This window comes from Anianabacter salinae (assembly GCF_019061145.1).
Lineage (GTDB): Bacteria > Pseudomonadota > Alphaproteobacteria > Rhodobacterales > Rhodobacteraceae > Anianibacter > Anianibacter salinarum.
Genome location: NZ_JAHQZS010000003.1, coordinates 384134 through 410915 on the forward strand (window position 1 = coordinate 384134; position 26782 = coordinate 410915).

The window sequence follows — 26782 nt, forward strand, 5'->3', positions numbered from 1 at the left end:
GATTAGTCTTTTCTGCAACGCAGCGCAACAGGACTTCCCTTGGGTCAGATTCGTGCCGCTTTTCCTTGCAGCCGGGATCGGTTAGACCCCCGGGAAACAGGCGATGCCGCACGGGAGACACGCGCGTGAGCGATAGCGACAGCTTCATCGAGGAAGTCAACGACGAAGTCCGGCGTGACCGGCTCTACGGCTATATCCGCGAGTATGGCTGGATTGCCGTGCTGGCCGTCGTGCTGCTTGTCGGCGGCGCCGCCTACAGCGAATGGCGCGCCGCACAAGAACGCGCGGCGGCGCAGGCGACGGGCGACGCGATCCTGTCGGCGCTGGAACTCGAAGAGGCCGAGGCGCGCGTCGAGGCGCTGGACGCCATCCCGTCCGATGATCCCGGCGCCCGCGCCATCGCCGGGCTGATGCAATCGGCCGCCGCGCTGGATGCAGGCGGGACCGAGGAAGCGGCGGATGCCCTTCAGGCGATGGCGAACACCCCGGACCTACCGGACCACTACCGCGAACTTGCGATCCTCAAGCGCGCCATCCTGCTGTCCGGCAGCCTGACGCCCGAAGCGCGGATCGAGATGCTGGGTCCGCTGACCGCACCAGGCGCGCCCTATGCGCTGCTGGCGGGCGAACAGATCGCACTGGCCGAGGCCGAACAGGGCGACACGGACGCAGCGATATCCCGCCTGCGTGCCATCCTGGACGAGGAAGGGGTCAGCGCGGGCTTGCGTCGCCGGGCCTCGCAGTTGATTGTCGCCCTGGGTGGCGATCTGTCTGCCTCTTGACCATGACTTCCGGGGAAAACCGCGATATCTTCGGACCATACACCCGAAAGACAACAGGGGGGCGCGCGTCCATGAACCGGGCCACGAACATCTTCAGGAACATGGGGCTTGTAGCCGGGCTGGCCCTGCTTGCGGCCTGCGGCGACCGTGAGGTGATCCTTCCGGGCGAGCGGATCGACGTGCGATCTGACCGTGTGCCGGACAATCTTGCGCCCGAGGCCGCAGAAGTGGACCGCGCCTTTGCGATGCCCGCGCAGACGGTTCTGTCCGAATGGACCCACGAGAACGGCTCGCGCGTGCACCGTGTCGATCATCCCGCGCTAGGCACGCAGCTGACCCGCGTGTGGTCTGCAGACATCGGTGCGGGCAACAGCCGCCGCGCCCGCATCTCTGCCGATCCCGTCGTGGCGGGCGGCATCGTCTACACGCTCGATTCGAGCGCCGGCGTGGTGGCGACATCCGCGAACGGCGAACGTTTCTGGGCGCGCAGCCTTGTTCCCGAAGGTGAAAGCGACCGCGATTCGACCGGCGGCGGCATGGCTGTCGACGGCTCCACGCTTTATGTCACATCGGGCTTCGGCACGCTGACCGCGCTGGACGCCCGCAGCGGCGCCGAGAAGTGGCAGCAGGATCTGGGCGCCCCGGCGACTTCGGCGCCGACGGTCTTTGACGGGCTGGTCTATACGGTCAGCCGCGACAACAAGGCCTGGGCGCTTGATGCGCAGAACGGCCGTATCCGCTGGACGCTTCAGGGCACCCCGTCGGTCACTGGTTTCGAAGGCGGGTCCGGTCCTGCCGTAACCGATACCTACGCGGTCTTTCCATTCTCTAGCGGCGAGCTGGTGACCGCGCTTCGGCAGGGCGGCGTGCGGATCTGGGGCAACCAGATTTCGGGCGACCGGGCAGGGCGCGCCTATGCCAACATCACCGACATCGTCGCCGATCCGGTTGTGGTGGACGACGTGATCTACACCGGCAACCAGTCGGGCCGCGCCGTGGCGCTGGGCCTTGGGTCGGGCGAACGCATCTGGACCGCGAACGAAGGCGCCTATGGCCCGGTCTGGGTGTCGGGCGGATCGGTGTTCCTGATCTCGGACCGCAACGAGCTGTTGCGCCTCGACGCCGCGACCGGCGCGCGCATCTGGGGGGCAGAGCTGCCCTATTACCGCCGCGAGCGGGCCAAGCGCCGCGAGGACATCTTTGCGCATTACGGCCCCGTTCTTGCGGGCGGGCGGCTTCTGGTGGCATCGGACGACGGGCTGATCCGGTCGTTCTCGCCCGAGAGTGGCCAGCTTGTCGGCACGACGGAACTGCCGGGCGGCGCGGCGTCCAGCATGGCCGTGGTCAACCGCACGCTTTATGTCGTGTCGCGCAACGGGCAGCTTCACGCTTTCCGCTAGGCGCAAAGACGTGTATGCGGGCCGCTTGATCCGCATGAGTTGGCTGAAATGAGCTTTACCCTCGCCATCGTGGGCCGCCCCAACGTGGGCAAGTCCACCCTGTTCAACCGCCTTGTCGGCAAGCGTCTGGCGCTGGTTGATGACCAGCCCGGCGTGACGCGCGACCTGCGCGAAGGCGACGCGCGGCTGGGCGATCTGCGCTTTACCGTGATCGATTCGGCGGGTCTTGAGGATGCCACCGACGACAGCCTTCAGGGCCGCATGCGCCGCCTGACCGAGCGCGCGGTCGAGATGGCGGATGCCTGTCTGTTCGTCATCGACGCCCGCGTCGGCGTGACGCCCGTGGATGAAATCTTCGCCGAGATCCTGCGCCGCAAGAGCGCGCATGTGATCCTTGCCGCCAACAAGGCCGAGGGCCGCGCGGGCGAATCCGGCCTGCTGGAAGCTTTCTCGCTGGGCTTGGGAGAACCGATCCGCCTGTCCGCCGAGCATGGCGAGGGCATGTCGGAGCTTCTGGAAGTGCTGACCCCGCTGGTCGATGCCGCCGACGAGGCCGCGTTCGAGGAGAACACGCCGCAACTGGACGTCGATGTGGACGAGGACGGCGAAAGCCCGAACGGCCTGCCGATGCCCACCGACAAGAAGCCTTTGCAGATTGCCGTCGTGGGCCGCCCGAACGCCGGGAAATCCACGCTCATCAACAAGCTGGTGGGCGAGGACAGACTTCTGACCGGGCCAGAGGCTGGTATCACCCGCGATGCGATCTCGCTCAAGATGGATTGGAACGGCACGCCCACGCGCATCTTCGACACTGCGGGCATGCGCAAGAAGGCGCGCGTGCAGGAAAAGCTGGAAAAGCTGTCGGTCGCGGACGGTCTGCGCGCGGTCAAGTTTGCCGAGGTCGTGGTGGTGCTGCTGGACGCCGCGATTCCCTTCGAGCAGCAAGACTTGCGCATCGCCGATCTGGCCGAGCGCGAAGGCCGCGCCGTCATCATCGCCGTGAACAAGTGGGATCTGGAAGACGAGAAGCAGGACAAGCTGCGCGTCCTGAAAGAGACGTTCGAGCGGCTGTTGCCGCAACTGCGCGGCGCGCCGCTGGTCACCGTGTCGGCCAAGACGGGCCGGGGCATGGACCGGCTGCACGACGCGGTGATGAAGGCCTACGAGGTCTGGAACCGCCGGATTTCCACCGCGCGGCTGAACCGCTGGCTGGCCGGAATGCTTGAAGCGCACCCGCCGCCTGCGCCGGGCGGCCGCCGCATCCGCATCCGCTACATGACGCAGGTGAAAACGCGCCCGCCGGCCTTTGTCGCGATGTGCTCGCTGCCCGACGATCTGCCCGAAAGCTATCGCCGCTATCTGGTGAACGGTCTGCGCGAAAGCTTCGACATGCCGGGCACGCCGATCCGGCTGACGATGCGCTCGCAATCGTCCGCCAACCCGTTCAAGGGGCGCAAGAAATCGACGCCGTCACGGCTGCGCAAGCATCTGGACAAGCCGTCGTTCAAGGACTGATCCGGGCCGCCTATTCGGCGGCCTGCATCGCCTCGATCGGCTCTACCGGCTCAAAGCTTTCGCGCAGGATCCAGTCGCGGCGTTCCTTGAAGTCGGGCAGCCGGTTCAGCATCTCGATCCGTTCGGCATGGGCCTCGCAGCAGGCGCGGTGCAGGCGCATCAATTCGGCGTCGGCCTCGAACGTGGCGTGATAGCCTTTGGCCCGTGCGATGCCGGGGGCCATGTCGGACGACAGCCATTCATTGCGGTTGCGCTGGCGCCAGTAGCGTTCGCTGACGCGCTTGCCCTTCACCACCACGTCGCCGCGGAACATCTTGACCAGGTAGCTGTCGAGCGAGCGCAGCGGGTAGTGGTCCAGCGACACCAGGTTGAACCGGCCCCGGCAATCGCAGCCGTTCTCGCCCGAATCCTCGATCAGTTCCGGCAACGGGCCGCCCGATCCGTCCAGCCAGATCGGGGTGTCGATGCCGCCCACAAGGTCGGGGCGGTGGTTGCGGATCTTCTGCAGGCGCTCTGACACGCGGACGATGCTTTTCACGCCAGCGCGGGCCTTCCAGCGGCCCGGCGCCTCGGTGCTGTGGCGGGGAAACTGCTCTGTCACCCAGCCCGGTTCATAGTGTTCCTGCGCGTTCGATCCGTGGTTGATCTCGCAGGCGGACAGCACGTCGAAGCGCGGCACGGCATCGAACAGCGCGCCGAAACTGCCGTCGCCGACGCGCACGTTGAAGAATTCGTCGACGTCGAACGAGATGAAGAAATCCGCCTCGCGGAAGGCGCGGAACTGTTCCATGTAGGCCAGCGCCATCGGCTGGAAGTATCCGCTGTCGGTGATGAGCGCGGGGTTCGGCAGGTGCACCAGCTCGCCCATCTCGGCCAGCCGGTCCAGCAGCGCGTCCGACCCGTCCGAGCAGTCGTTGGTGAAGACGTAAAGGTCGGTCAGCCCCATCGCCTTGTGCCAGGCCACCCATTCCAGGATGAACGGCCCTTCGTCCTTCATGCAGGTCGCGGCAAGGATGCGGGGGGTGCGCGGCGGCCATTCGGCGTCGGTTTTCCGGGCGGCGTTGGCCGGGGCGGCGAGGCGTTCGAACACGCGCACCGAGCCGGGCTTTTCCTCGGCCCGCTGTGCAAGGCCCTGCCGCTGGATCGTGGCGATCACGTTGGCCTTGCCTTCGGGGCCATAGACCTTTGGGTGCAGCTCTACGATGATCTGCCGGACGCTCGACAGATCGACCCCGTCGAACAGCCCCAATTCGCCGCCCTCGATGTCGCAGCAGATGACCGTAGGCTTGAAGTCCTCGACCGCGGCCGCGACATCCAGCATCGGCACTTCGGCCTTCTGCACGTATGGGCGCGAGTCGGGCTCCATCGACGAGGCCCAGAAATCGCCGCGCACATAGAACGGCGCGGTGCCGGTCGACCCCTTTGGCGCGGCGATGGCATTGACGAGCGTGGAATTTCCGATGCCGTTGATGCGATAGGTCTCGCGGATCAGGGGCAGCATCTGCGGATTGGCCTCGACCGCCATCACCTCGCCGTCGGGCACACAGCGCGCGGCGATGGAGCTGACAAGTCCGACCCCCGCACCAAGGTCCAGCACCCGGTCATTGGGGCGCAGGATGTCCTGCAGGTGCATGCACTCGCCCGCCTCGTAGCGGTTGTTGCGCATCGGGCGTTCGATGTTCGGGGTGATGATCGCGGGCACGAAGGGCACCGAGATGCCGCGCGTCTCGATCACCTCGTCATAGGCGATGTGCGGCGCATCTGCGCCCGCCTGTCCTGCGGTCATGGCGTGTCCTGCTCGGGGTCGTGTTTCGGCCAGTATCCTCTTGCCACGCCCTTGCGTCAATTCCGTGGCGCGGGCCGCGTTGCCCAAAGCGCCAGAAGCGCCACAGCGCCCGCCGCCGCACCGATCGCCAGCGGCAAGACGGTGCCGAGGTTCTGCACCATGACACCTACCAACGCCCAGGCAGCGGCCAGCGCAAATGTCAGCGGCGCACGAACCCGGCGGATCATCGCCGCGCCGATCACAAGCGCCAGCGCCAGCCCGACCCAGGCCCAGCCCCGTTCGCCCAGCACGATCCCCCAGCCCGCGCCGACCAGCGCCACCGAAACGCAGGACGCCGCCGTCAGCCACCCGGCGTAGAGCCCGATGGGCGCGGCCAGTAGCCAGGGATCGCGGCCGTGATCGAGCCGCGCCACGGCAATGAGCGCCGGGACCAGCATCGCCCAGATCAGCGCCGTTGCCGCCAGGGGCGAGGTCTGCGCCACCGCGATCCATGGCGCGCCAAGCGCCAGCGACGCGATCATCGGCCAGCGCACCCGGTCCCAGGCCGCATCCGCATCGCGCTTCACAAGGCCGAAGACCGCATGCACCACCAGCCACAGGTAGATGACGCCCCAGATGGCAAAGGCATAGCCTGCGGGCTGCACCGGCGGGTCGTCCTGCGGGATCGGAAAGGCGTTCGGATCGAACCCGCCGAAGCTGCCCGAGGCATAGGGAGAGACCACGAAGGCCAGCGTGGCGGCGACCAGCAGGATCGCGCGCATCCGGGCGCCGTCGGCGGTCATTCCAGCGCGCCTGTCGCCGTGATGCGGGTCGCGCCGCGCAGGTAGGGCGCGAGGACCTCGGGCAGGGTCACGCTGCCGTCTTCCTCCTGCCCGTTCTCCAGCACCGCGATCAGGCAGCGCCCGACCGCAAGGCCCGAGCCGTTCAGCGTATGCACGAACTGCGGCTTGCCGCCTTCATCGCGCACCCGTGCGTTCATCCGCCGGGCCTGGAAATCACCGCAGGTCGAGACGGAGCTGATCTCGCGGTAGGTGTTCTGGCCGGGCAGCCACGCCTCGATGTCAAAGGTCCGCCGCGCGCCGAAACCCATGTCGCCGGTGCACAGCTCGACCGTGCGGTAGGGGATGTTCAGTCGTTCCAGAATCCCCTCGGCACAGCCCAGCATCCGTTTGTGCTCGTCGTCCGACGTCGCGGGCGCGCAGATCGTCACCATCTCGACCTTCTCGAACTGGTGCTGGCGCAGCATCCCCGCGGTGTCCTTGCCCGCGCTGCCCGCTTCGGAGCGAAAGCAGTTGGTGTGCGCACACAGCCGCAGGGGCAGGGCGCCCGCGTCCAGCATCTCGCCCGCGACGGTGTTGGTCAGCGTCACCTCGGAGGTCGGGATCAGCCACCAGCCGTTGGTCGTCTGATAGCTGTCTTCCGAGAACTTCGGCAGCTGCCCGGTGCCCAGCATCGCCTCGTCGCGCACCAGCACGGGGGTGATCGTCTCGGCGAGGCCATTCTCGGTGACATGGGTGTCGAGCATGAACTGCGCCAGCGCCCGGTGGACCCGCGCCATCGCGCCCCGCAGCACGACAAAGCGCGCGCCCGACAGCTTGGCGGCGGTCTCGAAGTCGAGGCCCCCTGCGGCGGCAAGCTGGTAATGTTCCTTGGGCTGGAACGGGAAATCGCGCGGGGTGCCCCAGCGCTTGATCTCGACGTTGCCCGTCTCGTCCGCGCCGTCCGGCACGTCATCGTAGGGCAGGTTGGGGATCGTCAGCATGAGGTCGCGCAGGCGGGCGTCCTCGGCGCGGGCTTCCTCCTCCAGCCGGGCGATCTCGGCCTTTTTCTCGGCCACCAGCGCGCGCAGGCGCTCGAATTCGGCGTCATCCCCGCGCGCCTTGGCCGCGCCTACCTCTTTCGAGGCCGCGTTGCGGTCCGCCAGCGCCGCCTCGGAGGCCGCGATCTTTTCGCGCCGGGCGGCGTCGATGGCGAGGATCGCCTGCGACATCGCCGCATCCCCCCGGCGGGTCAGGGCGGCGTCGAAGACGCCGGGCGCCTCGCGGATCAGGCGGATGTCGTGCATGGGTCGGCCCCTTGGTGTCACTCGCGCCGAGGGATAGGCGAGGGGCGGGGGGCGGTCAACGGCGGGTCAGCGTTCGTCGTAGGGGATGTAGCCCTGGGCGCGTTGCCATTCGCGCCAAGCGCCGAGGAAGTCGCCGTGTAGTGCGAGGTCATCCTTGGGCCAGTGCGCTGGTCGTTCGATACCCTGTGGCAGCTTCGTACTCGGATCACCGTCACCAAATGTTGAGTTGACCTGTTCCTGATTAAGATTGGCCCTCCCGAAGTTGGTCGATTTGATCGCCGCATATTGGATGAAAGTAGCAATGAAGTTTGTGTTTTGATCGAAACGCACTCGTCGGAGGTCAGCCCCCTTCAATCTAGCCAAGCTGAGATCCGCCCCTTCGATTCCCGCCCCAAACAAGTCGGCTCCCTCCATATTAGCTTGGTAGAGGAATGCCCAATCCATCCGTGCCTCGCGAAGATTGGCCCCATCCATCCTGGCCTCGTGGAGAAATGCCCTCTCCAACCGCGCTTCCACTAGGAACGCACCTTCCATCTTCGCCCCGCTGAGGATCGCCCCCTCCATTCGTGCGCCCTTTAGGTTCGCGCGCTCTATCCGTGCGTTGATCAGGGTCGCGCCATCCATCCGCGCCTCGTTCAAAAATGCTCCGTCCAGCCGCGCCCCGTTGAGCTTCGTCCCCTCCATACGCGCCGCGCTGAATAGCCCCATCTCATAGTCAAGCTGCCCTAGATCGAAGCCCTGCAGGTTGGCGCGGCGCAGGTCGATCGGTAGAATTCGCTCGGTGATCTCTTGCAGTCGTCCGAGGGTCTGAACCGCCTTTTCCATATCAGATCGTATCGGTTCCAAATGGCGTGCCCACTCCTGCAGCGCCTCGGTCGTGTTATCCTCGGGGTTCTCGAACAGGTCTTTCGCGACAGTCTCCGGGTCTTCCCCGGCATCCACGCGTTGCCACCAATCTTGTCTAGGGTGGCTTTTCGGTTCCAAGTCTTTCTGTCTCGACAACTCCCGCACATAGATCGACAGCAGACGCGCCACACGGTCCCCGGCGTCATGGTTTTCCTCGACCAGCCCTTCCAGCCGGTCGATAGCAGCGGCACGGGTGACGACATCGTCTTCCCATTCCGTCAGGACCTTCTGTTCCTCACCCTCGCCGATGACCCGCGTCACCTGCCGCCGCGCGGCAAGGTCCGTTGCGGCCGCGTTGATCTTTTCGTTGAACAGCGATTCCTCTGCCGTGAGCACCTGCCGCCTGTTGTAGTGCAGCCGCACCAGCGTGAAGGGAAAGGCGACCGCCGCGCCAAGGGCCGCGACCGAGGCGGTGAAGCTGAAGATCGTCGCGCCCAGTTTCGTAGCGGCATCCTCGCCGTCCTCGAACTGGCGGAACAGGATCACGCTGAAGAGGAACAGCGCGCCGCACAGAAGCGTCACGACGATCAGGCACCAGATACCGGCGATCAGCCATTTGACGAGGCGCGGCCAGCCCTCGGCCCCGAACCGTTCCGCAAAGCGGTCGAGCGCGTCGCGCGGGCGCGGTCCCTCGGCCTTGGCGCTGGCGAGAAGGAGCGCCGTCACGGCGGCAAGCAACGCTGCGGCCATGACGGCAAGCGGCCAAGGCACTACTCCGAACAAAGGATTCATTGCAGCACGCTCCCCGCTTCCCGCGCCCGACTATCCCCCACCGCCCGCACTCTGCCAAGGCGTGTGTTGCCGCCGCTGCCCTCCCCCACTCTGTATTCCGCACCGCCCCGCCTTGCGCCGACCCGTCCCAGCGCATAGGTTCCGGCGCAATTCCGGATGGGCTGTTTCGCGGCCTTCAACGACAAGGACCAATCGATGTTCGTAACTCCCGCCTACGCACAGGCCGCCGGTGGCGCGGCCGGGGCCTTCACCAGCTTCGTTCCGCTGATCCTGATCTTCGCGATCATGTATTTCCTGCTGATCCGTCCGCAGCAGAAGAAGGTGAAGGATCACCAGAAGATGGTCGAGGCGCTGCGCCGGGGCGATCAGGTCGTCACCCAAGGCGGCATCATCGGCAAGGTGTCCAAGGTCAAGGAAGACGGCGAGTTGGAAGTCGAGATCGCCGAGAACGTCCGCGTGCGCGTCGTGAAATCGACGGTCGCGCAGGTCCTGTCCAAGACCGAACCCGCCGAGAAATAGGCGCCACCGGACCGGATCGGTCCGATCCAAGCCCCGGGCCGCATCGGTCCGTTCCAAGCCCCCGGACCGCCCAGGTTCGTTCCAAGCCCCGGACCGCCAAGGTCCGTTCCAAGAAGGCCAGACAGACATGCTGCAAATCCCGCTCTGGAAGCGCGTGGTGATCCTGGGGGTCGTCCTGCTGGGCGTGCTCTATGCGATGCCCAACGCGTTCTACAGCCGGGTCGAGGCGCATAACGACGCCGCGGCCGCCATTGAAGCCGCGGGCGCCACGCCCGAGCGCGAGGCGGCAGCGTCCGCATGGCCCGATGTCCTGCCGTCGTCGCTGGTGAACCTGGGCCTCGATCTGCGCGGCGGCGCGCATCTTCTGGCCGAGGTGCAGGTCGATCAGGTCTACGCGGCGCGGCTGGATTCGCTGTGGCCCGACGTGCGCGACGCGCTGCGCGAGGTGCGCGACGAGGTCGGCACGATCCGCCGCGTCGACACCGAGGACGGCACGCTGCGGGTGCGGATCTCGCAGGCAGGCGGCATGGCCGCCGCGCTGGAGACCGTGCGCGCGCTGTCGCAGCCGGTGGGCACGCTGACGGGCGGCACGCAATCGACGCTGGACGTGTCGGGGTCGGGCGACACGATCACGGTGCAGCTGTCCGAGGCCGAGCGCGCGGCGACCGACGACCGCACCATGCGCCAGTCGCTGGAGATCATCCGCCGCCGTATCGACGAGGTCGGCACGCGCGAACCGACGATCCAGCGTCAGGGCGAGGACCGTATCCTGATCCAGGTGCCCGGCATCGGATCGGCCGAGGAGTTGAAGGCGCTGATCGGCACGACGGCGCAGCTGACGTTCCTGCCGGTCGTCGGCCAGGCCGCCAGTGCCGAGGCGGACGCAGGACCCGGCAACATCATCCACCCGTCGCTGGACGAGGAGGGGGTGTTCTACATCCTCGAACGCTCGCCCGTCGTCACCGGCGAGGACCTGACCGACGCGCAGCCCGCCTTTGACCAGAACGGCCGCCCGTCCGTCACGTTCCGCTTCGGCCCCTCGGGCGCGCGCGCCTTCGGGCAATACACCGCCGAGAACGTCGGCAATCCCTTCGCCATCGTGCTGGACGAAGAAGTCATCTCGGCCCCCGTCATCCGCGAGGCGATCCCTGGCGGATCGGGCCAGATCACCGGCAACTTCACGGTCGAGGACTCGACCCAGCTTGCCGTGCTGCTGCGCGCAGGTGCGCTGCCTGCGGAAATGACGTTCCTTGAAGAACGCACCATCGGCCCCGAGCTGGGACAGGATTCCATCGAGGCGGGCCGCATCGCCTGCATCGTCGCGGGCATCGCGGTGCTGCTGTTCATGGCGCTCAGCTATGGCTGGTTCGGCATCCTTGCCAACGTCGCGCTGATGCTGAACGTGGCGATGATCTTCGGCATCCTGTCGGCCATCGGCGCCACGCTGACGCTGCCAGGCATCGCGGGGATCGTGCTGACCATCGGCATGGCGGTCGATGCCAATGTGCTGGTGTTCGAGCGGATCCGCGAAGAGCTCAAGACCGCGCGCGGCCCGGCCCGCGCCATCGAGCTTGGCTACGAGCGTGCGCAATCGGCCATCGTGGACGCCAACATCACCACCTTCATCACGGCGACGATCCTGTTCCTGATGGGCTCCGGCCCGGTGCGCGGCTTTGCCATCACGCTGGGCGTCGGCATCCTGACCTCGATCTTCACGGCGATCTTCGTGACGCGCCTCTTGATCGTGTTCTGGTTCGAACGCCGCCGTCCCAAGACCATCGAGGTATAAGCCATGCGCCTGCGTCTTGTCCCGCAAGAGACCAACTACGATTTCTTCCGCTGGCGGAAGACGACCTTCGGCGCGTCGATGGTGGCGATGGTGCTGTCGCTGGTCGTCTGGCTTTCGGTCGGCCTCAACTTCGGCATCGACTTCCAGGGGGGCACGACGATCCGCACGGAATCGACGCAAGCCGTCGATGTCGGCGCCTACCGCGCCGCGCTGCAGCCGCTGAACCTTGGCGATGTGTCGATCACCGAGGTGTTCGATCCGTCCTTCGGCGCGGACGAGAATGTCGCCATGGTCCGCATCCAGGCGCAGGACGGCGAGGAAAGCGTGACCGCCGAGACGGTGAACGCCGTCGAGGCGGCGCTGCAGCAGGTCGACCCGTCGATCACCTTCCCGTCGGTGGAATCCGTCGGTCCAAAGGTGTCGGGCGAATTGGTGCAGGCGGCGGTCCTTGCCGTCGCCGCCGCGCTGGTCGCGATCATGTTCTACATCTGGCTGCGCTTTGAATGGCAGTTCTCGATCGGCGCGGTGGTGGCACTGTTCCACGACGTGCTGCTGACGATCGGGCTGTTCTCGCTGTTCCAGATCCGGTTCGATCTTGCGACCATCGCGGCGCTGCTGACCATCGTCGGCTATTCGATCAACGACACCGTGGTGATCTTTGACCGGGTGCGCGAGAACCTGATCAAGTACAAGAAGAAGCCGCTGCAAGAAGTGATGAACCTGTCGGTGAACGAGACCCTGTCGCGCACCGTGATGACTTCGGGCACCACGTTGATCGCGCTGATCGCGCTTCTGGTGCTGGGCGGCGACGTGATCCGCGGCTTCGTCTTCGCGATCACCTGGGGCATCGTCGTGGGCACCTATTCGTCGGTCTACGTCGCCAAGAATATCGTCCTGATGCTGGGCACCAAGCGCGACTGGTCGAAGCCCGACGAAGGCGCAGGCACGAATTTCGGCACTCCGAATGCCTGAGGGGCTGGCTCTGGCTCTGTCAGAGCCGGGGCTGATCTGGGTCTGCGCCGCCTCGCTGGTCGCGGGGCTGGTCTACGGCTTTGCAGGCTTCGGCTCGGCGCTGGTGTTCATGCCGCTGGCCACCATCTTCATCGCACCCGCGCTTGCCGTCGCAGCCTTTGCGCTGTCGGCGCTGGCCTCTCTGGTCACCGTGGTGCCGGGCGCCTGGCGCGCGGCGGACCGGCGCGGCACCCTGCTGATGATCGCCGCCTGCCTCGTGGCCACGCCGCTTGGCGTCGCTGCCTTGCGCCTGGCCCCCGAAGACGCGATCCGCACCGCTGTCTGCCTTCTGACGCTCGCCACGCTGGCGGCGCTGGTGTCGGGCTGGCGCCTGCCCTTGCGGGGCGGGCTGCCGCTGCGGCTTGGCGTCGGCGCATTGGCGGGCATCACGGGCGGCGCCACCGGCCTCAACGGCCCGCCGGTGATCCTGTTCAACCTCGCCAGCCCCGGCCAGCCGGTTGCCACCACGCGCGGCAACCTCGCCGTGTTCCTGACGCTGACCTCGCTCAGCTTCGTGCCGCAGCTCTGGCTGCAGGGCCTTGCGCCGCCGCGTGCGCTCTGGCTCGGCGCGATCCTGCTTGGCCCTTATGCGCTGGGAACCTGGACCGGGGCGCGCCTGTTCAATCCCGCCCGTACTGGCCTATATCGGTGGGGAGCCTATGGCCTGATCGGTGCCGCCGGTCTGGCCGGGCTGCCGGTCTTTCACGGATAGGAGACGCGCCATGCGCCTCAACGAAGTCACCTTTTCCGGCTCGCTGCCGGTCGACGGCTACGGCCCCGGCTTTTTCCGCGTCGGCGGCACGGTGCACGAGGGCGCGGTCGTGATCCTGCCCACCGGCGTCACCCCCTGGGGCGGCATGGCCGACGCGGATCCGCTATTGGCCGCGGTCGGCGAGGTGGACGTTTTGTTCATCGGCACCGGGGCAGAGCCTGCGCATATCCCGCGCGCCCTGCGCGACCGGCTCGAGGCCACCGGTCTCGGGGTCGAGACGATGGCCTCCGGTCCCGCCGCGCGCACCTACAACGTGCTTCTGGGCGAGGGGCGCCGCGTCGGAGTAGCGCTGTTGCCGGTGTGACCTTCCCCGGCCCGCGCGCATCCGCTATGGCGAAGCGATGCTGACGGTTCATGATCTCACCTGCACGCGCGGCGGCCTTCCGGTGCTGTCGGGGGTGTCCTTCACCCTCGCCGCCGGCGAGGCGCTGGTGCTGCGCGGCCCGAACGGATCGGGCAAGACGACGCTCCTGCGCACGATCGCGGGGCTGCAGCCGCCACTCACGGGCCGGATCGACGCCCCCGAGGGCGGCATCGCCTACGGTGCCCATGCCGACGGGCTCAAGGCGACGCTGAGCGTGGCCGAGAACCTGGCCTTCTGGGCGGGCATATACGGCACCGGCGACATCGCCCCCGCACTGGACGCCTTCGACCTCGGCGCCCTGCAAACCCGCGCGGCGGGGGCGCTGTCGGCAGGGCAAAAGCGCCGCCTCGGCCTGGCGCGGCTGCTGGTGACCGGACGTCCCGTCTGGGCGCTCGACGAGCCCACCGTCTCGCTCGACACCGCCTCTGTCGGCCTCTTCGCCGCGGCGGTGCGCGCGCATCTGGACGGCGGCGGCGCCGCGATCATCGCCACTCATATCGACCTTGGCCTTGACGCGCGGGTGCTCGACGTGACGCCGTTCCGCAGCGCGGCGCGCGCGGACGCGGGCGGCGACTTCGACGACTTCGACGAGGCGTTCCTGTGATCCGCCTGTTCCGCCGCGACCTCGCGCTGGCCACAAGGGCAGGCGGCGGCTTCGGCCTTGGTCTGGCCTTCTTCCTGATCGTGGTGACGCTGGTGCCCTTCGGCGTCGGCTCGGACACCGGGCAGCTTGCCGCCATCGCCCCCGGCATCCTGTGGCTCGGCGCGCTCCTGTCCTGCCTCCTGTCGCTCGACCGCCTGTTCCAGCTCGACTTCGAGGATGGCTCGCTCGATCTGCTGGCGACCGCGCCGATCCCGCTTGAAGGCGTGGTCGCGGTCAAGGCGGCGGCGCATTGGGTCACGACCGGCCTTCCGCTGACCCTCGCCGCGCCCGTCCTCGGCGTCCTTCTGAACCTCTCCGGCCCCGGCGCCGTCTGGCTGGTGATCTCGCTGGCGCTCGGCACACCCGCGCTGTCGATGATCGGCGCGTTTGGTGCCGCGCTGACGGTCGGGTTGAAACGCGGCGGGCTGCTGCTGTCGCTGCTGGTCCTGCCGCTCTATATCCCGACGCTGATCTTCGGCGCCGAGGCGGTGACGCGCGGACAGCAGGGCCTCTCCGCCACAACCCCGCTCGCGCTGATGGCCGCCGTCACCCTTGGCGCGCTGGCGCTCCTGCCCTTCGCCGCCGCCGCCGCGCTGCGCGTCAACCTTCGCTGAGCCTGCCCCATCTTTGGTCTTCAAATACCTCCAGGGGGTCTGGGGGACAGCGTCCCCCAGCCACGGGCCAAAGGCGCCGCGGCCACCCGACTGGCGACGATTTGACCACCTCCGTCTTGCCGTCCGGTCCGGTATCTGGAAACACTCTGGCGCAAAGGACACGAGCACATGTCGATCTGGGAATATGCCAACCCCAAGAAGTTCATGGCGACCACGGATGCCGTGCTGCCCTGGGTCACCGGGTTGGCCGCGCTTGCGCTGGTGACCGGGCTGGTCTGGGGCTTCTTCTTCACGCCCGACGATTTCCGGCAAGGCTCGACCGTCAAGATCATCTACCTGCATGTTCCCGCCGCGCTGATGGCGATCAATGCCTGGGCGATGATGCTGGTCGCCTCGCTGATCTGGCTGATCCGGCGCCACCATGTCTCGGCGCTGGCGGCCAAGGCGGCGGCGCCTGTGGGCGTCACGATGACGCTGATCGCGCTGTTCACCGGGGCGATCTGGGGCCAGCCGATGTGGGGCACCTGGTGGGCGTGGGATCCGCGCCTGACCTCGTTCCTGATCCTGTTCCTGTTCTACCTCGGCTACATCGCCCTTTGGGAGGCGGTGGACAGCCCCGACACCGCCGCTGACCTGACCAGCGTGCTGTGCATCGTCGGCTCGGTGTTCGCGTTCCTCAGCCGCTACGCTGTGAACTTCTGGAACCAGGGCCTGCACCAGGGCGCGTCGCTGTCGATGGATGCCGAGGAAAACGTGGCCGACGTCTTCTACCTGCCGCTTCTGGTGTGCATCGCGGGGTTCGTGGCGCTGTTCGTCGCGCTGGTGCTGATCCGCACCCGCACCGAAATCAGGCTGCGGCGCCTGCACGCCATCGAATTGAGGGAGCGTCTGGGATGATGCTTGATCTGGGAAAATACGCCGGAACGGTGCTGTCGGCCTATGGCGTCAGCCTTGCGCTGCTGGCGGTCATCGCGCTGGCCTCGTGGCGCGGCGCGGTGCGCTCGCGCGCGCGTCTGGCCGAGGCGGAAGCCCGAAAGGCTGCGCGCAATGGCTAGGCTTTCCCCCTTGATGATCGCGCCGCCGCTGGTGTTCGCTGCGCTCGCGGCAACCTTCTACGTCGGCATGTACCGCGACGATCCCGACAGCCTTCCGTCCGCCGTCGAGGGCCGCGCCGCGCCGCCGGTCGATCTGGTGCAGCTTGGCGACAGCGCGCCCTTCACCGACGAGGCGCTGCGCGGCGGCGGGGTGAAGCTGGTGAACTACTGGGCAAGCTGGTGTGCGCCCTGCCGGGCCGAGCATCCCAACCTCGAGGCGCTCGCGGACGAGGGGATTCCGATCTACGGCATCAATTACAAGGACGACGCGGACAAGGCGCTGGCGTTCCTTGCCGATCTTGGCAACCCCTACGCCGCGCTCGGCGCGGACGAGGGCGGGCGCACGGCTCTCGATTGGGGCCTTTACGGTGTGCCCGAGACCTACGTGATCGACGGTGACGGCACCGTGATCCTGCGCTTTGCCGGGCCGATCACCCAGCGCACGCTTGAAGGCAAGATCCGCCCGGCAATTGCGGCGGCAAGGTCATCCGGCGAATAGGGGTGTGCCGGCTTAGCCGGACGCGCTCAGCGCAAGGATCATCAGGACGAAGAAGCCCAGTTCCATAACAGGTGCACTCACGAAAAGCTGTCTTGCGACAGCACGAATGGCAACAGACATCAACTTCCTCCAGTCCGGTATCGGGCCGGTATGAAGCATCTGCGCCGAGGCTCGCAGGAAACAGTGCGTTTCGCGATTTTCGATGCACAAACCGCGCTTGCCGCCGGTGTTTGTACGCACCGCGCGATCAATCCGGCACATTCCCGACGCGGTCGGGAATCAGGTTTTCAAAAGCCCTTGGCTGGCCAGCGACGGGAAAACGCGAAAGGGCCGCGCAGTTCAGCGCGGCCCCTTGTCGTTCCGGTTCGGGCGTTTGCTCCTACGCCGCCTTGGCGAGGTTGCGCAGCACGTAGTGCAGCACGCCGCCGTGTTCGATGTATTCCACCTCGATGGCGGTATCGATCCGGCACTTGATGTCGATGGTCTTTTCCGACCCGTCCGCAAAGGCGATGGTGCAGGGCACGATGTCGCCGGGCTTGACGGCGTCGAGGCCCGAGATCGACACGGTCTCGTCGCCCTTGATCCCCAGCGAGGACCGGCTGTCTCCGCCGGTGAACTCGAACGGGATCACGCCCATGCCGACGAGGTTCGAGCGGTGGATACGCTCGAACGATTCAGCGATGACCGCCTTCACGCCCAGAAGCGCGGTGCCCTTGGCCGCCCAGTCGCGCGACGACCCTGCACCGTATTGCTCGCCCGCGAAGATCACCAGCGGGGTGCCGTTTTCCTGATGCGCCATCGCGGCATCGAAGATCGACGCCTGCTGCCCGTCCGGGCCGACGGTATAGCCGCCTTCGACGCCGTCCAGCATCTCGTTCTTGATGCGGATGTTGGCGAAGGTGCCGCGCATCATCACCTCGTGGTTGCCGCGCCGCGACCCGTACGAGTTGAATTCGCGCACAGGCACCTGATGGTTCACCAGATACTCGCCCGCAGGCGTGGTTTCCTTGAAAGACCCGGCAGGCGAGATGTGGTCGGTGGTGACCATGTCGCCCAGGATCGCCAGAACGCGCGCGCCTTCGATGTTGGTGATCTCGCCCTTCTCGGGGCTCATCCCCTGGAAGTAGGGCGGGTTTTGCACGTAGGTCGAGGTCGGCGGCCAGTTGTAGGTCTCGCTATCAGTTGTCTCGACCGAGCGCCACTTGTCGTCGCCCTTGAACACGTCGGCGTATTTCTCCTGGAACGAGGCGCGGGTCACGGTGCGCTCGACCAGTTCGGCGATTTCGGCCTGCGACGGCCAGATGTCCTTGAGGTAGACATTCTGCCCGTCCTTGCCCTTGCCGAGCGATGCGGTGGTGATGTCGACGTTCATGTCGCCGATCAGCGCGTAGGCGACCACCAGCGGCGGCGAGGCAAGGTAGTTGGCGCGCACGTCGGGGCTGATGCGGCCTTCGAAGTTGCGGTTGCCCGAAAGCACCGATACGCCGATCAGGTCGTTCTCGTTGATGCACTTGGAAATCTCGGGCGCGAGCGGGCCCGAGTTGCCGATGCAGGTGGTGCAGCCGTAGCCGACAAGGTTGAAGCCGATGGCGTCAAGGTCGTCCTGAAGACCGGCGGCCTCAAGATAGGCGGAAACCACCTGTGATCCGGGCGCGAGGGAGGTCTTGACCCAGGGCTTGCGGTCAAGGCCCAGCTCGCGCGCCTTGCGGGCGACAAGCCCTGCGCCGATCATCACGTAGGGGTTCGACGTGTTGGTGCAGGAGGTGATCGAGGCGATCACGATGGACCCGTCGTGCAGCTGGAACGTCTCACGGTCGCCGTCGATGTCGGTCATCTGGACGAAGCCGCGCTTGTGGCTGCCGGTGTCGCCCGGAATCTCGGTCGGTTCGGGCATGCCGCCTTCACCTTCCCAACGAACCTCGGCGTTCTCGCTGCCGTCCTTGGCGTCGCGCTGGCCCTTGATGTAGGCGTGGAACGCGTCCGCCGCCTTGTCGAGGTCGATGTGGTCCTGTGGACGCTTGGGGCCGGAGATTGCGGGAACGACGGTGGTCATGTCGAGTTCCAGCGTGTCGGTATAGACCGGCTCGTAGCCGGGTTCGCGCCACATGCCGTTGGCCTTGGCATAAGCCTCGACCAGCGCGATCACGTCTTCGTCGCGGCCGGTCTGTTCGAGATAGCGCAGGGTCACGTCGTCGATCAGGAAGAAGCCGCAGGTCGCGCCGTATTCGGGGGCCATGTTGCCGATGGTCGCGCGATCGGCGAGCGGCACGTTGTCCAGCCCGTCGCCGTAGAATTCCACGAACTTGCCGACGACGCCCTTGGCGCGCAGCATCTGCACGACCTTCAGCACGAGGTCGGTGGCGGTGGTGCCTTCGGTCATCGCGCCGGTCAGCTTGAAGCCGATCACTTCGGGGATCAGCATGGAAATCGGCTGGCCCAGCATCGCGGCCTCGGCCTCGATCCCGCCGACGCCCCAACCCAGCACCGCCGCGCCGTTCACCATGGTGGTGTGGCTGTCGGTGCCAACCAGCGTGTCGGGGTAGGCGACCTGTTCGCCGTTTTGGTCGGCGTCGGTCCAGACGGTTTTTGCCAGGTATTCAAGGTTCACCTGGTGGCAGATGCCGGTGCCGGGCGGGACGACGCGGAAGTTGTCGAACGCGCCCTGACCCCATTTCAGGAACTCGTAGCGCTCGATGTTGCGCTCGTATTCGCGGTCGACGTTCATCTGGAACGCGCGCGGGTTGCCGAATTCGTCGATCATCACCGAGTGGTCGATGACCAGATCCACGGGGTTCAGCGGGTTGATCTTTTGCGGATCGCCGCCCAGTGCCTTGATCCCGTCGCGCATCGCGGCAAGGTCGACCACCGCCGGAACGCCGGTGAAGTCCTGCATCAGCACGCGGGCCGGGCGATAGGCGATCTCGCGCGGGTTCTTGCCGCCCTGCTGCGCCCATGTCGCGAAGGCCTTGATGTCGTCCGTTGTGACGGTCTTGCCGTCCTCGAAGCGCAGCATGTTCTCGAGCACGACCTTGAGAGCGATCGGCAGTTTCGAGAAATCGCCAAGCCCAGCCTCTTGCGCGGCGGGGATCGAGTAGTAGGCGACGGTCTTGCCGCCGGCCTTGAGCGTCTTGCGCGTGCTGGACGTGTCCTGTCCGACGGTAATGGGCATCGCGGGGCCTCCATCAATGGCGAAGGGGTGAATTTGCCCTGACGTATAGCCGGTTGCCCCTTGGCATCAAGGGTGAACTCACCAATTGTATACGATTGTGCACAGAAAAGCGGGCACACTGGCGTGCGCCGGTGTTACCGTTTTCTCGCCAAAGCTTGATTGGCGGGTGTTCAGGGTGTCGACTAGGTCTGGCGGGGCAACAAGGCGGGAACCCAGAATGAAGAACGTCATCGCGGCAGGGCTGTTCGCGGCAGGATTGATCCCCGGCGTCGCCGTTGGGGACGAGCATCCGGTCGTTGTCGAACTCTATACCTCGCAGGGCTGTTCGTCCTGCCCGCCCGCTGACGAGCTTCTGGCGCAGCTTGCCAACCGGGACGACGTGATCCCGCTGTCGCTGCACGTCGACTACTGGGACTACATCGGCTGGAAGGACGTCTTTGCCGATCCGGCCTATACCGCCCGGCAAAAGGCCTATGCCCGCGCAGCCGGGCACCGCACCATCTATACGCCGCAGATGATCGTCGGCGGTGTCGACAACGTGGTCGGCTACAAACCCATGATGCTGGCCGATTTCATCGACACCCATCAGGAGACGCCGGAAAAGGTCGAGTTGGCGCTGTCGCGCGTGGACGGCAACGCCGTGATCCGCGCCGAAGCGCCAGAGGGCGGCGCCGGGACGATGATTGTCCAGCTTGTGCGCTACCTGCCGTCGCAGACCGTCGAGATCGAGCGTGGCGAGAACGCCGGAAAGACGATCACCTACCACAACATCGTCACCGACTGGCGTGTGGTGGCCCAGTGGGACGGGATGGAGCCGCTGTGGCTGGAGATCCCGATCGAGGGGCCAGAGCCGGTGGTCGCTTTGGTGCAGGCCTCGGGGAACGGCGCTATTCTGGGCGCGGCACGGTTGCGCTGACCGGACGCGCAGGCGGGATCGCCTTGACCCGGCTTTCACGCCACCAGACATAGACCCCCGCCGCGACGATCAGGCTGCCGCCTATGGCTGTCATGCTGTCCGGCACCTCGCCGAACAGCAGAAACCCCCAGAGCGTCGCGAACAAAAGCCCGACATATCCGAAGGGCGCGACGATGCTCGCCTCGGCGGTCATCAGCGCGCGGATCATCAAGAGCTGCCCTCCCGCGCCAATGGCCCCGATGATGACCATCAGCACCGCCGAGAGGGGATCGGGCGTGACCCAGAAGCGCGGGATCAGCACCGACAGGATGACCGCGCCGAACAGCGCGGTATACAGCAGCGACGTCCACGCGTCCTCGTCCCGGCCCACGAAGCGGGTGGTCAGCGTGTAGGCGGAAAAGCAGATCGCGGCGCCAAGCGGCAGGATGGCATAGGGCGAGAACACTGCCGTGCCGGGGCGGATGATGATGAGCGCGCCGATCAGCGCCACGGCGACACCGATGGCGCGGCGCGGGCCGAATTTTTCTTTCAGGATCAACGCTGCGCCCAGCGTCGTCAGCACCGGGTTCAGGTCGATGATCGCCGTCGCCTCGGCCAGCCCGATAAAGCTGATGCCGAAGAAGAAGCATGTCGTCGCCGACAGAAGGAACACCGAGCGCAACGCCTGGAGGCCGGGGTAGCTGGTGCGCAGAACGCCGGGCAGCTTTGGCATCACGATCAGGGCGACGATCACCGTCTGCCCCAGATAGCGCGCCCAGAGCGCCATCATGGTGTCGGTGCGCAAGGAGACCATCTTGGCCAGGGCGTCCATCACCGAGAAGGACACGATCGCGGCGATCATCAGCAGAATGCCCCGGGAGTTGTCCCCGAGGCGGGAGAATGCGCTCATCCCGTCACGCAGGGGCCTTGGGCAGCCCTGTGCCGATCATCGAATCGCGGGTTACAAGGGCGGCAAGGCGATCCTCGGGCCAGCCGTCGGTGCCCGGCGGCTGCGCAGGCAGCACGATATAGCGCATGTCGGCGGTCGAATCGTGGACGCGCAGGGTCACGTCATCCGGCAGGTCCAGGCCGAATTCCGACAGCACCGCGCGGGGTTCACGCACGGTGCGAGAGCGGTAGGCGCGCGACTTGTACCAGTCGGGCGGCAATCCCAGAAGGTTGCGCGGATAGCACGAGCACAGGGTGCAGACGATGACGTTGTGCACGGCGGGCGTATTCTCGACCGCGATCAGGTGCATCGGGCCGATGTCGAAGCCCATCTCGCGGCTGGCGTCGCCCGCGTTGTCCAGCAGGCGCGCCTTGAAGGCCGGATCGGCCCAGGCGCGGGCAATGACGGCGGCGCCGTTTGCGGGGCTGCGCGAATCCATCGCGTCGATCTGGCGCTGCACGGCTTCGGCGCTGGTCTCGCCTTTCTCGATCAGCAGCTCGCGCACCGCGATCTCCATCGCCTGCCAGTAGGACAGGGCGGTGTCGTCGTCGGCGCGGTACGGGTGGCCCGAGGGCGACATCCCCTCGTGATGGTGTTCGGGATGATCGTGGGGCATCAATCCTCCAGCGGTTCCAGCCAGTGGGCATAGATTTCGGCGTCGAGCGTATCCGCGGGGCGTTCCGCCGCGTCGCCCCACAACTCGGCCATGGTGAACCGCACGCGGTAGAGCGGGCGTTTCTCGGCGGGCAGGCGATAGGCCAGTTTCTCGGGGTTGGCGAAGATGCCGAGCGGGCGCTCGATCACGCCGGTCTTGCCGCGCAGGTAGGCCGGCGCGCGGACATGGCCGGGCGGCATCATCGACCGGATGCGCACCCGTTCAGCCACCCGCAGCCTCGCCGTAGGTGGTGGCGCGCGCCTGCACCTCTTCCATCTTGCGGCCAAGTTCCTCGATCGAATAGACGCCCGCCTCGATCAGGTTCTGGTTGATCGCGGCGATCCAGCGTTCGTAGTAGGTCATCGTCTCAAAGGCATCCTCGCCCATGTCCTCGAGCGCGCGGCGCAAGCCGTCGACGGTGAAGTGCCCCGCCTGGCTGCCAAGGATCATCAGCGCATCGACGCGCTTTTCCCAAAGCGCGAAGTCATGCCCTGCCTGCGGGACCGGGCCGGCATCCTGCCCGCCCATATCATGCCATCTGCGTCCATCCGTCATGTCGGCAGGCTAGGGGGGCTCTGCGCCGGTGTCCACGGGGGATGCGTCAATCCGCGACCGGCAAGAGACGGATTTCACCGCGTTCTTCCAGCGCGCGGATGGCGGCGGTGACCTCGGCCATGGCTGCCTCGCCCTCGGCAGGGGGCAGGGCGAGGGCGCTGTCGATCTCGTCGCGGAGCTGCTGCGCCATGCGGCCTGACATGTTCGCAAGGATGAAATCGCGCGCCTCGGCCTCGGCGCCAAGGGTTGCGGCGGCCAGTGCGCGGGTCAGCGCCGCGCCCTCGACCGCGCGGGTGATCTTGGGCACTTCGCGCGCGTCGATGCGGGCGGGGATATGCGCGAAGGTGAAGATTGCGCGGCGCACGGCATCGCCCAGCACCGAATCCTCGGAGGTGAGGGCGCCCAGAAGGTCGTTGCGCGTAGCGGAGGTGGCGGCGTTGAGAACGCTGCCGACCCGTTGTTCCGGCGCGCCGCGAAAGGCGCCGCTCGGCGCGGCGTCCAGCCGGTCGGCCAGCGCGCGGCCGACGCGGGCCACGGTATCGGGGGACACCGGGCCAAGCCGTGCCATCGCCAGCGTCATCCTGCGCGCGATCGGTCCGGGCAACTGACCCAGAAGGTCGGCGGCGCGCGACACCTTCAGCTTGGACAGCACGATCGCGGCAACTTCGGTTGATTCGTCGGTCAGCGCGGCGGCGAGGGTGGCAGAGGGCAGGTCGGACAGGCGCACCCAAGGGTCGGGGGCGGCTGCACCAAGGACGAGGCGCAGGCGATCCCCGGCCTCTGCCCCGAGCGCATCGCCCAAGAGCGCCAGAGCGCCGTCAAGGCCAGAGGGAAAGGCCAGCCCGAGGCTTTCCAGATCGGCGGTGAAATCGGCAATGGCGGCATCCAGTGTCGCCCGGTCCACCGTGCGCAGCGCCGCCATTTCCCGCGTCAGGGCCGCCTGCAGGTCGGGGGGAAGCCGGTCAAGGCGCAGCGCGATCCCCTCGGCCAGTGCGAGCCGAACGATGATCGCGGCCTTGCGCCTGCGGGACAGGGGCGCAGGGCGGACCTGCCCGGGGGGGAACGATACATCGGTGTCTGCCATGGCTCGGGGACCGTGGCAGACACCGGTTAACGCATTGCTATCGTTCGAGCTTTAACGGCCTTAATAGCTATAGCCACGCCCTGTCTCGATCGCGCTTGCCAGCGCCGCTTCGGGCCATGTGCCTTCGCCGCCGCGCGCCCTTATTTCCATCAGTTGCACGCGGGCCGCGGCGATGGCGCCGGTCTCGGCAAGGTGCTGACCCATGTAGGAGCGCACCAGCAGATTGCCCGGGTTGGTGTCGATGGCTTGACGATAATAGACCATGCCAAGATCGGCGTTGCCCAGCTTGCGGTGGGTGAAGCCCCAGTAGGTCAGCACGCGGTCGGCGCGCTGGTCCGACATGGTCGCAAGCACGCGCTGGGCATTTTCCAGCTGTCCGGCGTAGGCGAGTTCACGCACCGCGCCATAGCGCTCGTCGTCGTCCAGCAGGTTGCTTTCGGCATCGACGCAGGTCTGCGATTCGCTGTCGTAAACCTGACCGTCGGTGCACTCTGTGGTTGTCGGCGTCGGCGCGGGCGCGGAACTGTCGCCAGAGCCGACGGCGAGGGCAGGGCCTGCTGCGGCGATGCCGAGCGCGAGAAGGAAGGGGCGAAGCATGTCAGTCTCCCGTGTTGAACGATCCCTTTGACGTAGCGTGATGCCTGCGGGCGTCACGCGGCCAGAGCGCCTCAACACGCAAATGTCAGCCGACGATGCAGCGCTTGTAGCTGGTGTCGTAGTGGCTGTTCGCCGGGCAGGTTTGCGCGCCCATCGCGGGTTCGCGGTAGGGGCATTCGGATGCGGCGACAGTGGTGACGGACGCGGCGCTGAGAATCAGCGCGATGGTGGCGATGCGGAACATGGTGAACCCCCCGGACATTGTGGTTGACGCGACGGTAGCATGGCCGCAGCGCGGCGCGCCCGGCGCGTGTGGAAACAGATCGTTTCCGATTTCGGAACGGTGGCGTCCCGGATCAGCTGGTGATCGGGACGCAAGAGGCGCTTGGCGCGTCCCACATCTGACCCTCGGCACAGGATTGCGCGGTGACGTGGCCGCTGCTGCACTGTGCGAAGGCCGCGAGCGGCGCGGCGGTGACGAAGACGGCGGACAGGAAGACCTTGAACATGGGACACCTCGTTTGTCGCATGCCCCTAAGTCTAGCACAGCGGCGAGCACCGCCCAAAACGAAACGCGCGCCCCGGCCGGAACGCGCGCCCGTCTGCCCGATTTGCGGGCAGGTCAGTCCGTCCCGAACACCCGCGCAAAGATCGTGTCGACGTGTTTCGTGTGGTAGCCGAGGTCGAACTTCTCCTCGATCTCGGCGGGCGTCAGCGCCTTCGTCACGTCGGCGTCGGCCAGAAGCTCGGTCTTGAAGTCCTTGCCCTGTTCCCAGACCTTCATCGCGTTGCGCTGGACCAGCGCATAGGCGTCCTCGCGGCTGACCCCCGCCTGCGTCAGCGCCAAAAGCACCCGCTGGCTCATCACGAGGCCGCGGAACTTGTGCAGGTTGGCCAGCATCGTGTCGGGGTAGATCACCAGCTTGTCGATCACCTGCGTCAGCCGGTGCAGGGCGAAATCCAGCGTCACGGTGGCGTCGGGGCCGATGCCCCGCTCGACCGAGGAATGCGAGATGTCGCGTTCATGCCAGAGCGCCACGTTCTCCAGCGCCGGGACCACGGCGGACCGCACCAGCCGCGCCAGCCCCGTCAGGTTCTCGGTCAGCACCGGATTGCGCTTGTGCGGCATCGCGGACGAACCTTTCTGGCCCGCCGAGAAGAATTCCTCGGCCTCCAGAACCTCGGTGCGCTGCATGTGGCGCACTTCGGTGGCGACGTTTTCGATGCTGCTGGCGATCACGCCGAGCGTGGCAAAGAACATCGCGTGGCGGTCGCGGGGGATCACCTGCGTGCTGATCGGCTCGGGCGTGAGGCCCAGCTTGGCGCAGACGTGTTCCTCGACGCGCGGGTCGATGTTGGCGAAGGTGCCGACCGCGCCGCTGATCGCGCCGGTGGCGATTTCCGCCCGTGCGGCGGCAAGACGGGCGCGGTTGCGGTCCATCTCGGCGTAGAAGCGCGCAAAGGTCAGGCCCATCGTGGTGGGTTCGGCGTGGATGCCGTGGCTGCGCCCGATGCGGACGGTGTCCTTGTGTTCAAGCGCGCGCCGCTTGAGGGCCGCCAGAAGTGCGTCCATGTCCGCCAGCAGGATGTCGGCGGCGCGGGTCAGCTGGATGTTCAGCGTGGTGTCGAGCACGTCCGACGAGGTCATCCCCTGATGCACGAAGCGCGCGGCATCGCTGCCGACGATCTCGGACAGATGGGTGAGAAAGGCGATGACATCGTGCTTGGTGACCGCCTCGATCTCGTCGATGCGCGCGACGTCGAATTCGACATCCTGCGCCTTCCACACGGCCTGCGCATTCTCGCGCGGGATCACGCCCAGATCGGCCATCGCGTCGCAGGCATGCGCCTCGATCTCGAACCAGATGCGGAACTTGGTGGCGGGCTCCCAGATAGAGACCATCTGCGGGCGGGAATAGCGCGGGATCATCGGCGGGCCTTCGTTGTGGGCGGAACGAGGGCGGTCTTACTGCGGGGCAGGGGCGGAGTCCAACCCTGGCGGGTTTGCCGTGCCTGGAATGACAGCGAACCAGTCGCTACTCGGACACCTTCTTGACGAACTGCGATTTCAGGCCGATCTGGCCGACGCCGGGGATCTTGCAGTCGATGTCATGGTCGCCCGCCACCAGCCGGATGCCGCGCACCTTGGTGCCGACCTTGACCACCTGCGACGTGCCCTTGAGCTTGAGGTCCTTGATGACCGTTACGGTGTCCCCATCTGCCAGCACGTTGCCGACGCTGTCGCGCACGGCGCCCTCGGTGTCGGTGGATGCGTCCGACGACCATTCATGCGCGCATTCGGGACAGACCAGAAGCGCGTCCATCCGGTAGGTGAAGGCGCTGGCACAGTCGGGGCAAGGCGGCAGGCTGTCGGTCATGGCTTTGCC

General features: G+C 66.8%; 29 protein-coding genes. 14 read left to right on the plus strand and 15 right to left on the minus strand.

All coding sequences use genetic code 11. The features are described from left to right. Window positions 1–125: 125 nt before the first annotated feature. The 3 genes from KTJ87_RS10880 to der all read left to right on the plus strand — a co-directional run bounded on the left by KTJ87_RS10880 (window position 126) and on the right by der (window position 3697). Complete coding sequence (locus KTJ87_RS10880) at window positions 126–782, plus strand: hypothetical protein (protein ID WP_267139142.1); 657 nt, start codon at window positions 126–128, stop codon at window positions 780–782. 71 nt (window positions 783–853) lie between these two features. Next, complete coding sequence (locus tag KTJ87_RS10885; protein WP_267139143.1) at window positions 854–2182, plus strand: PQQ-like beta-propeller repeat protein; 1329 nt, start codon at window positions 854–856, stop codon at window positions 2180–2182. A gap of 48 nt (window positions 2183–2230) precedes the next feature. Beyond that, window positions 2231–3697: a ribosome biogenesis GTPase Der gene (der, locus tag KTJ87_RS10890; protein ID WP_267139144.1), complete on the plus strand. Its 1467-nt coding sequence runs from the start codon at window positions 2231–2233 to the stop codon at window positions 3695–3697. A 10-nt stretch (window positions 3698–3707) separates the two neighbouring features. Here der and KTJ87_RS10895 read toward each other — a convergent pair whose 3' ends face one another. The 4 genes from KTJ87_RS10895 to KTJ87_RS10910 all read right to left on the minus strand — a co-directional run bounded on the left by KTJ87_RS10895 (window position 3708) and on the right by KTJ87_RS10910 (window position 9186). After that, window positions 3708–5483 carry an FkbM family methyltransferase gene (locus KTJ87_RS10895; RefSeq protein WP_267139145.1) on the minus strand — a complete coding sequence of 592 codons (1776 nt, stop codon included), beginning with the start codon at window positions 5481–5483 and terminating at the stop codon, window positions 3708–3710. Window positions 5484–5539: 56 nt separating this feature from the next. After that, on the minus strand, window positions 5540–6265 hold the full coding sequence (locus KTJ87_RS10900) for a hypothetical protein (protein WP_267139146.1): 726 nt from the start codon (window positions 6263–6265) through the stop codon (window positions 5540–5542). Next, the gene (gene serS / locus KTJ87_RS10905; RefSeq protein WP_267139147.1) at window positions 6262–7548 is read right to left on the minus strand and encodes a serine--tRNA ligase; all 1287 of its coding nucleotides are present in this window, start codon (window positions 7546–7548) and stop codon (window positions 6262–6264) included. Before serS ends, KTJ87_RS10900 begins: the two co-directional genes overlap by 4 nt. A 66-nt stretch (window positions 7549–7614) precedes the next feature. After that, a complete protein-coding gene (locus KTJ87_RS10910; RefSeq protein ID WP_267139148.1) occupies window positions 7615–9186 on the minus strand; it encodes a pentapeptide repeat-containing protein in 1572 nt (523 codons plus the stop codon). 195 nt (window positions 9187–9381) lie between these two features. On the opposite strand from KTJ87_RS10910, the gene yajC reads away from it, so the two are divergent. The 10 genes from yajC to KTJ87_RS10960 all read left to right on the plus strand — a co-directional run bounded on the left by yajC (window position 9382) and on the right by KTJ87_RS10960 (window position 16491). Beyond that, window positions 9382–9705, plus strand: a complete 324-nt coding sequence (gene yajC / locus KTJ87_RS10915) for a preprotein translocase subunit YajC (protein ID WP_267139149.1) — start codon at window positions 9382–9384, stop codon at window positions 9703–9705. 127 nt (window positions 9706–9832) lie between these two features. Next, complete coding sequence (secD, locus tag KTJ87_RS10920; RefSeq protein ID WP_267139150.1) at window positions 9833–11494, plus strand: protein translocase subunit SecD; 1662 nt, start codon at window positions 9833–9835, stop codon at window positions 11492–11494. A 3-nt stretch (window positions 11495–11497) separates the two neighbouring features. Next, entirely contained in the window at window positions 11498–12466 is a 969-nt protein-coding gene (secF, locus tag KTJ87_RS10925; protein WP_267139151.1) for a protein translocase subunit SecF, read from the plus strand. Next, complete coding sequence (locus tag KTJ87_RS10930) at window positions 12459–13217, plus strand: sulfite exporter TauE/SafE family protein (protein ID WP_267139152.1); 759 nt, start codon at window positions 12459–12461, stop codon at window positions 13215–13217. Before secF ends, KTJ87_RS10930 begins: the two co-directional genes overlap by 8 nt. 10 nt (window positions 13218–13227) lie before the next feature. Then, entirely contained in the window at window positions 13228–13581 is a 354-nt protein-coding gene (locus KTJ87_RS10935) for an Mth938-like domain-containing protein (RefSeq protein ID WP_267139153.1), read from the plus strand. Window positions 13582–13618: 37 nt separating this feature from the next. Further along, window positions 13619–14245 carry a heme ABC exporter ATP-binding protein CcmA gene (gene ccmA / locus KTJ87_RS10940; RefSeq protein ID WP_267139154.1) on the plus strand — a complete coding sequence of 209 codons (627 nt, stop codon included), beginning with the start codon at window positions 13619–13621 and terminating at the stop codon, window positions 14243–14245. Continuing rightward, window positions 14242–14898: a heme exporter protein CcmB gene (gene ccmB / locus KTJ87_RS10945; protein ID WP_267139155.1), complete on the plus strand. Its 657-nt coding sequence runs from the start codon at window positions 14242–14244 to the stop codon at window positions 14896–14898. The genes ccmA and ccmB overlap by 4 nt, the downstream gene beginning before the upstream one ends. Window positions 14899–15066: 168 nt before the next feature. Next, complete coding sequence (locus tag KTJ87_RS10950) at window positions 15067–15795, plus strand: heme ABC transporter permease (protein ID WP_267139156.1); 729 nt, start codon at window positions 15067–15069, stop codon at window positions 15793–15795. Beyond that, complete coding sequence (gene ccmD / locus KTJ87_RS10955) at window positions 15792–15953, plus strand: heme exporter protein CcmD (protein WP_267139157.1); 162 nt, start codon at window positions 15792–15794, stop codon at window positions 15951–15953. The genes KTJ87_RS10950 and ccmD overlap by 4 nt, the downstream gene beginning before the upstream one ends. Beyond that, on the plus strand, window positions 15946–16491 hold the full coding sequence (locus tag KTJ87_RS10960) for a DsbE family thiol:disulfide interchange protein (RefSeq protein WP_267139158.1): 546 nt from the start codon (window positions 15946–15948) through the stop codon (window positions 16489–16491). The genes ccmD and KTJ87_RS10960 overlap by 8 nt, the downstream gene beginning before the upstream one ends. Before the next feature lie 379 nt (window positions 16492–16870). Here the strand turns inward: KTJ87_RS10960 and acnA are convergent, their stop codons facing one another. Beyond that, complete coding sequence (gene acnA / locus KTJ87_RS10965) at window positions 16871–19660, minus strand: aconitate hydratase AcnA (RefSeq protein WP_267139159.1); 2790 nt, start codon at window positions 19658–19660, stop codon at window positions 16871–16873. Between the two features lie 217 nt (window positions 19661–19877). Between acnA and KTJ87_RS10970 the strand changes: the two genes are divergently transcribed. Beyond that, on the plus strand, window positions 19878–20576 hold the full coding sequence (locus KTJ87_RS10970; RefSeq protein ID WP_267139160.1) for a DUF1223 domain-containing protein: 699 nt from the start codon (window positions 19878–19880) through the stop codon (window positions 20574–20576). Here the strand turns inward: KTJ87_RS10970 and KTJ87_RS10975 are convergent. The 10 genes from KTJ87_RS10975 to KTJ87_RS11015 form a co-directional block, all read right to left on the minus strand. Then, window positions 20548–21465, minus strand: a complete 918-nt coding sequence (locus tag KTJ87_RS10975) for a DMT family transporter (protein WP_267139161.1) — start codon at window positions 21463–21465, stop codon at window positions 20548–20550. The genes KTJ87_RS10970 and KTJ87_RS10975 overlap by 29 nt on opposite strands. A 4-nt stretch (window positions 21466–21469) precedes the next feature. After that, window positions 21470–22120, minus strand: coding sequence for a nitrile hydratase subunit alpha (locus tag KTJ87_RS10980; protein ID WP_267139162.1), 651 nt, complete (start codon window positions 22118–22120; stop codon window positions 21470–21472). Then, the gene (locus tag KTJ87_RS18145) at window positions 22120–22389 is read right to left on the minus strand and encodes an SH3-like domain-containing protein (RefSeq protein WP_323371741.1); all 270 of its coding nucleotides are present in this window, start codon (window positions 22387–22389) and stop codon (window positions 22120–22122) included. Before KTJ87_RS18145 ends, KTJ87_RS10980 begins: the two co-directional genes overlap by 1 nt. Next, complete coding sequence (locus KTJ87_RS18150) at window positions 22382–22687, minus strand: ScnB-like protein (protein WP_407650490.1); 306 nt, start codon at window positions 22685–22687, stop codon at window positions 22382–22384. The genes KTJ87_RS18145 and KTJ87_RS18150 overlap by 8 nt, the downstream gene beginning before the upstream one ends. A gap of 73 nt (window positions 22688–22760) precedes the next feature. Then, entirely contained in the window at window positions 22761–23798 is a 1038-nt protein-coding gene (locus tag KTJ87_RS10990; RefSeq protein ID WP_267139163.1) for a FliG C-terminal domain-containing protein, read from the minus strand. A 60-nt stretch (window positions 23799–23858) separates the two neighbouring features. Next, window positions 23859–24395 carry a tetratricopeptide repeat protein gene (locus KTJ87_RS10995; RefSeq protein ID WP_267139164.1) on the minus strand — a complete coding sequence of 179 codons (537 nt, stop codon included), beginning with the start codon at window positions 24393–24395 and terminating at the stop codon, window positions 23859–23861. A gap of 85 nt (window positions 24396–24480) precedes the next feature. Then, on the minus strand, window positions 24481–24639 hold the full coding sequence (locus tag KTJ87_RS11000; protein WP_267139165.1) for a hypothetical protein: 159 nt from the start codon (window positions 24637–24639) through the stop codon (window positions 24481–24483). A gap of 112 nt (window positions 24640–24751) precedes the next feature. Continuing rightward, window positions 24752–24904, minus strand: a complete 153-nt coding sequence (locus KTJ87_RS11005) for a carbohydrate-binding module family 14 protein (RefSeq protein WP_267139166.1) — start codon at window positions 24902–24904, stop codon at window positions 24752–24754. A gap of 113 nt (window positions 24905–25017) precedes the next feature. After that, entirely contained in the window at window positions 25018–26325 is a 1308-nt protein-coding gene (gene purB / locus KTJ87_RS11010) for an adenylosuccinate lyase (RefSeq protein WP_267139167.1), read from the minus strand. Window positions 26326–26431: 106 nt separating this feature from the next. After that, window positions 26432–26773 carry a zinc ribbon domain-containing protein YjdM gene (locus tag KTJ87_RS11015; protein ID WP_267139168.1) on the minus strand — a complete coding sequence of 114 codons (342 nt, stop codon included), beginning with the start codon at window positions 26771–26773 and terminating at the stop codon, window positions 26432–26434. Between the last annotated feature and the right edge of the window lie 9 nt (window positions 26774–26782).

Bases quoted from the DNA above. Each gene is read 5' to 3' on its own strand.
- KTJ87_RS10885 (WP_267139143.1), top strand. From the start codon at position 854: ATGAACCGGGCCACGAACATCTTCAGGAACATGGGGCTTGTAGCCGGG.
- der (WP_267139144.1), top strand. From the start codon at position 2,231: ATGAGCTTTACCCTCGCCATCGTGGGCCGCCCCAACGTGGGCAAGTCC.
- KTJ87_RS10895 (WP_267139145.1), bottom strand. From the start codon at position 5,483: ATGACCGCAGGACAGGCGGGCGCAGATGCGCCGCACATCGCCTATGAC.
- KTJ87_RS10900 (WP_267139146.1), bottom strand. From the start codon at position 6,265: ATGACCGCCGACGGCGCCCGGATGCGCGCGATCCTGCTGGTCGCCGCC.
- serS (WP_267139147.1), bottom strand. From the start codon at position 7,548: ATGCACGACATCCGCCTGATCCGCGAGGCGCCCGGCGTCTTCGACGCC.
- KTJ87_RS10910 (WP_267139148.1), bottom strand. From the start codon at position 9,186: ATGAATCCTTTGTTCGGAGTAGTGCCTTGGCCGCTTGCCGTCATGGCC.
- yajC (WP_267139149.1), top strand. From the start codon at position 9,382: ATGTTCGTAACTCCCGCCTACGCACAGGCCGCCGGTGGCGCGGCCGGG.
- secD (WP_267139150.1), top strand. From the start codon at position 9,833: ATGCTGCAAATCCCGCTCTGGAAGCGCGTGGTGATCCTGGGGGTCGTC.
- secF (WP_267139151.1), top strand. From the start codon at position 11,498: ATGCGCCTGCGTCTTGTCCCGCAAGAGACCAACTACGATTTCTTCCGC.
- KTJ87_RS10930 (WP_267139152.1), top strand. From the start codon at position 12,459: ATGCCTGAGGGGCTGGCTCTGGCTCTGTCAGAGCCGGGGCTGATCTGG.
- KTJ87_RS10935 (WP_267139153.1), top strand. From the start codon at position 13,228: ATGCGCCTCAACGAAGTCACCTTTTCCGGCTCGCTGCCGGTCGACGGC.
- ccmA (WP_267139154.1), top strand. From the start codon at position 13,619: ATGCTGACGGTTCATGATCTCACCTGCACGCGCGGCGGCCTTCCGGTG.
- KTJ87_RS10950 (WP_267139156.1), top strand. From the start codon at position 15,067: ATGTCGATCTGGGAATATGCCAACCCCAAGAAGTTCATGGCGACCACG.
- ccmD (WP_267139157.1), top strand. From the start codon at position 15,792: ATGATGCTTGATCTGGGAAAATACGCCGGAACGGTGCTGTCGGCCTAT.
- KTJ87_RS10960 (WP_267139158.1), top strand. From the start codon at position 15,946: ATGGCTAGGCTTTCCCCCTTGATGATCGCGCCGCCGCTGGTGTTCGCT.
- acnA (WP_267139159.1), bottom strand. From the start codon at position 19,660: ATGCCCATTACCGTCGGACAGGACACGTCCAGCACGCGCAAGACGCTC.
- KTJ87_RS10970 (WP_267139160.1), top strand. From the start codon at position 19,878: ATGAAGAACGTCATCGCGGCAGGGCTGTTCGCGGCAGGATTGATCCCC.
- KTJ87_RS10975 (WP_267139161.1), bottom strand. From the start codon at position 21,465: ATGAGCGCATTCTCCCGCCTCGGGGACAACTCCCGGGGCATTCTGCTG.
- KTJ87_RS10980 (WP_267139162.1), bottom strand. From the start codon at position 22,120: ATGCCCCACGATCATCCCGAACACCATCACGAGGGGATGTCGCCCTCG.
- KTJ87_RS18150 (WP_407650490.1), bottom strand. From the start codon at position 22,687: ATGGGCGGGCAGGATGCCGGCCCGGTCCCGCAGGCAGGGCATGACTTC.
- KTJ87_RS10990 (WP_267139163.1), bottom strand. From the start codon at position 23,798: ATGGCAGACACCGATGTATCGTTCCCCCCCGGGCAGGTCCGCCCTGCG.
- KTJ87_RS10995 (WP_267139164.1), bottom strand. From the start codon at position 24,395: ATGCTTCGCCCCTTCCTTCTCGCGCTCGGCATCGCCGCAGCAGGCCCT.
- KTJ87_RS11000 (WP_267139165.1), bottom strand. From the start codon at position 24,639: ATGTTCCGCATCGCCACCATCGCGCTGATTCTCAGCGCCGCGTCCGTC.
- KTJ87_RS11005 (WP_267139166.1), bottom strand. From the start codon at position 24,904: ATGTTCAAGGTCTTCCTGTCCGCCGTCTTCGTCACCGCCGCGCCGCTC.
- purB (WP_267139167.1), bottom strand. From the start codon at position 26,325: ATGATCCCGCGCTATTCCCGCCCGCAGATGGTCTCTATCTGGGAGCCC.
- KTJ87_RS11015 (WP_267139168.1), bottom strand. From the start codon at position 26,773: ATGACCGACAGCCTGCCGCCTTGCCCCGACTGTGCCAGCGCCTTCACC.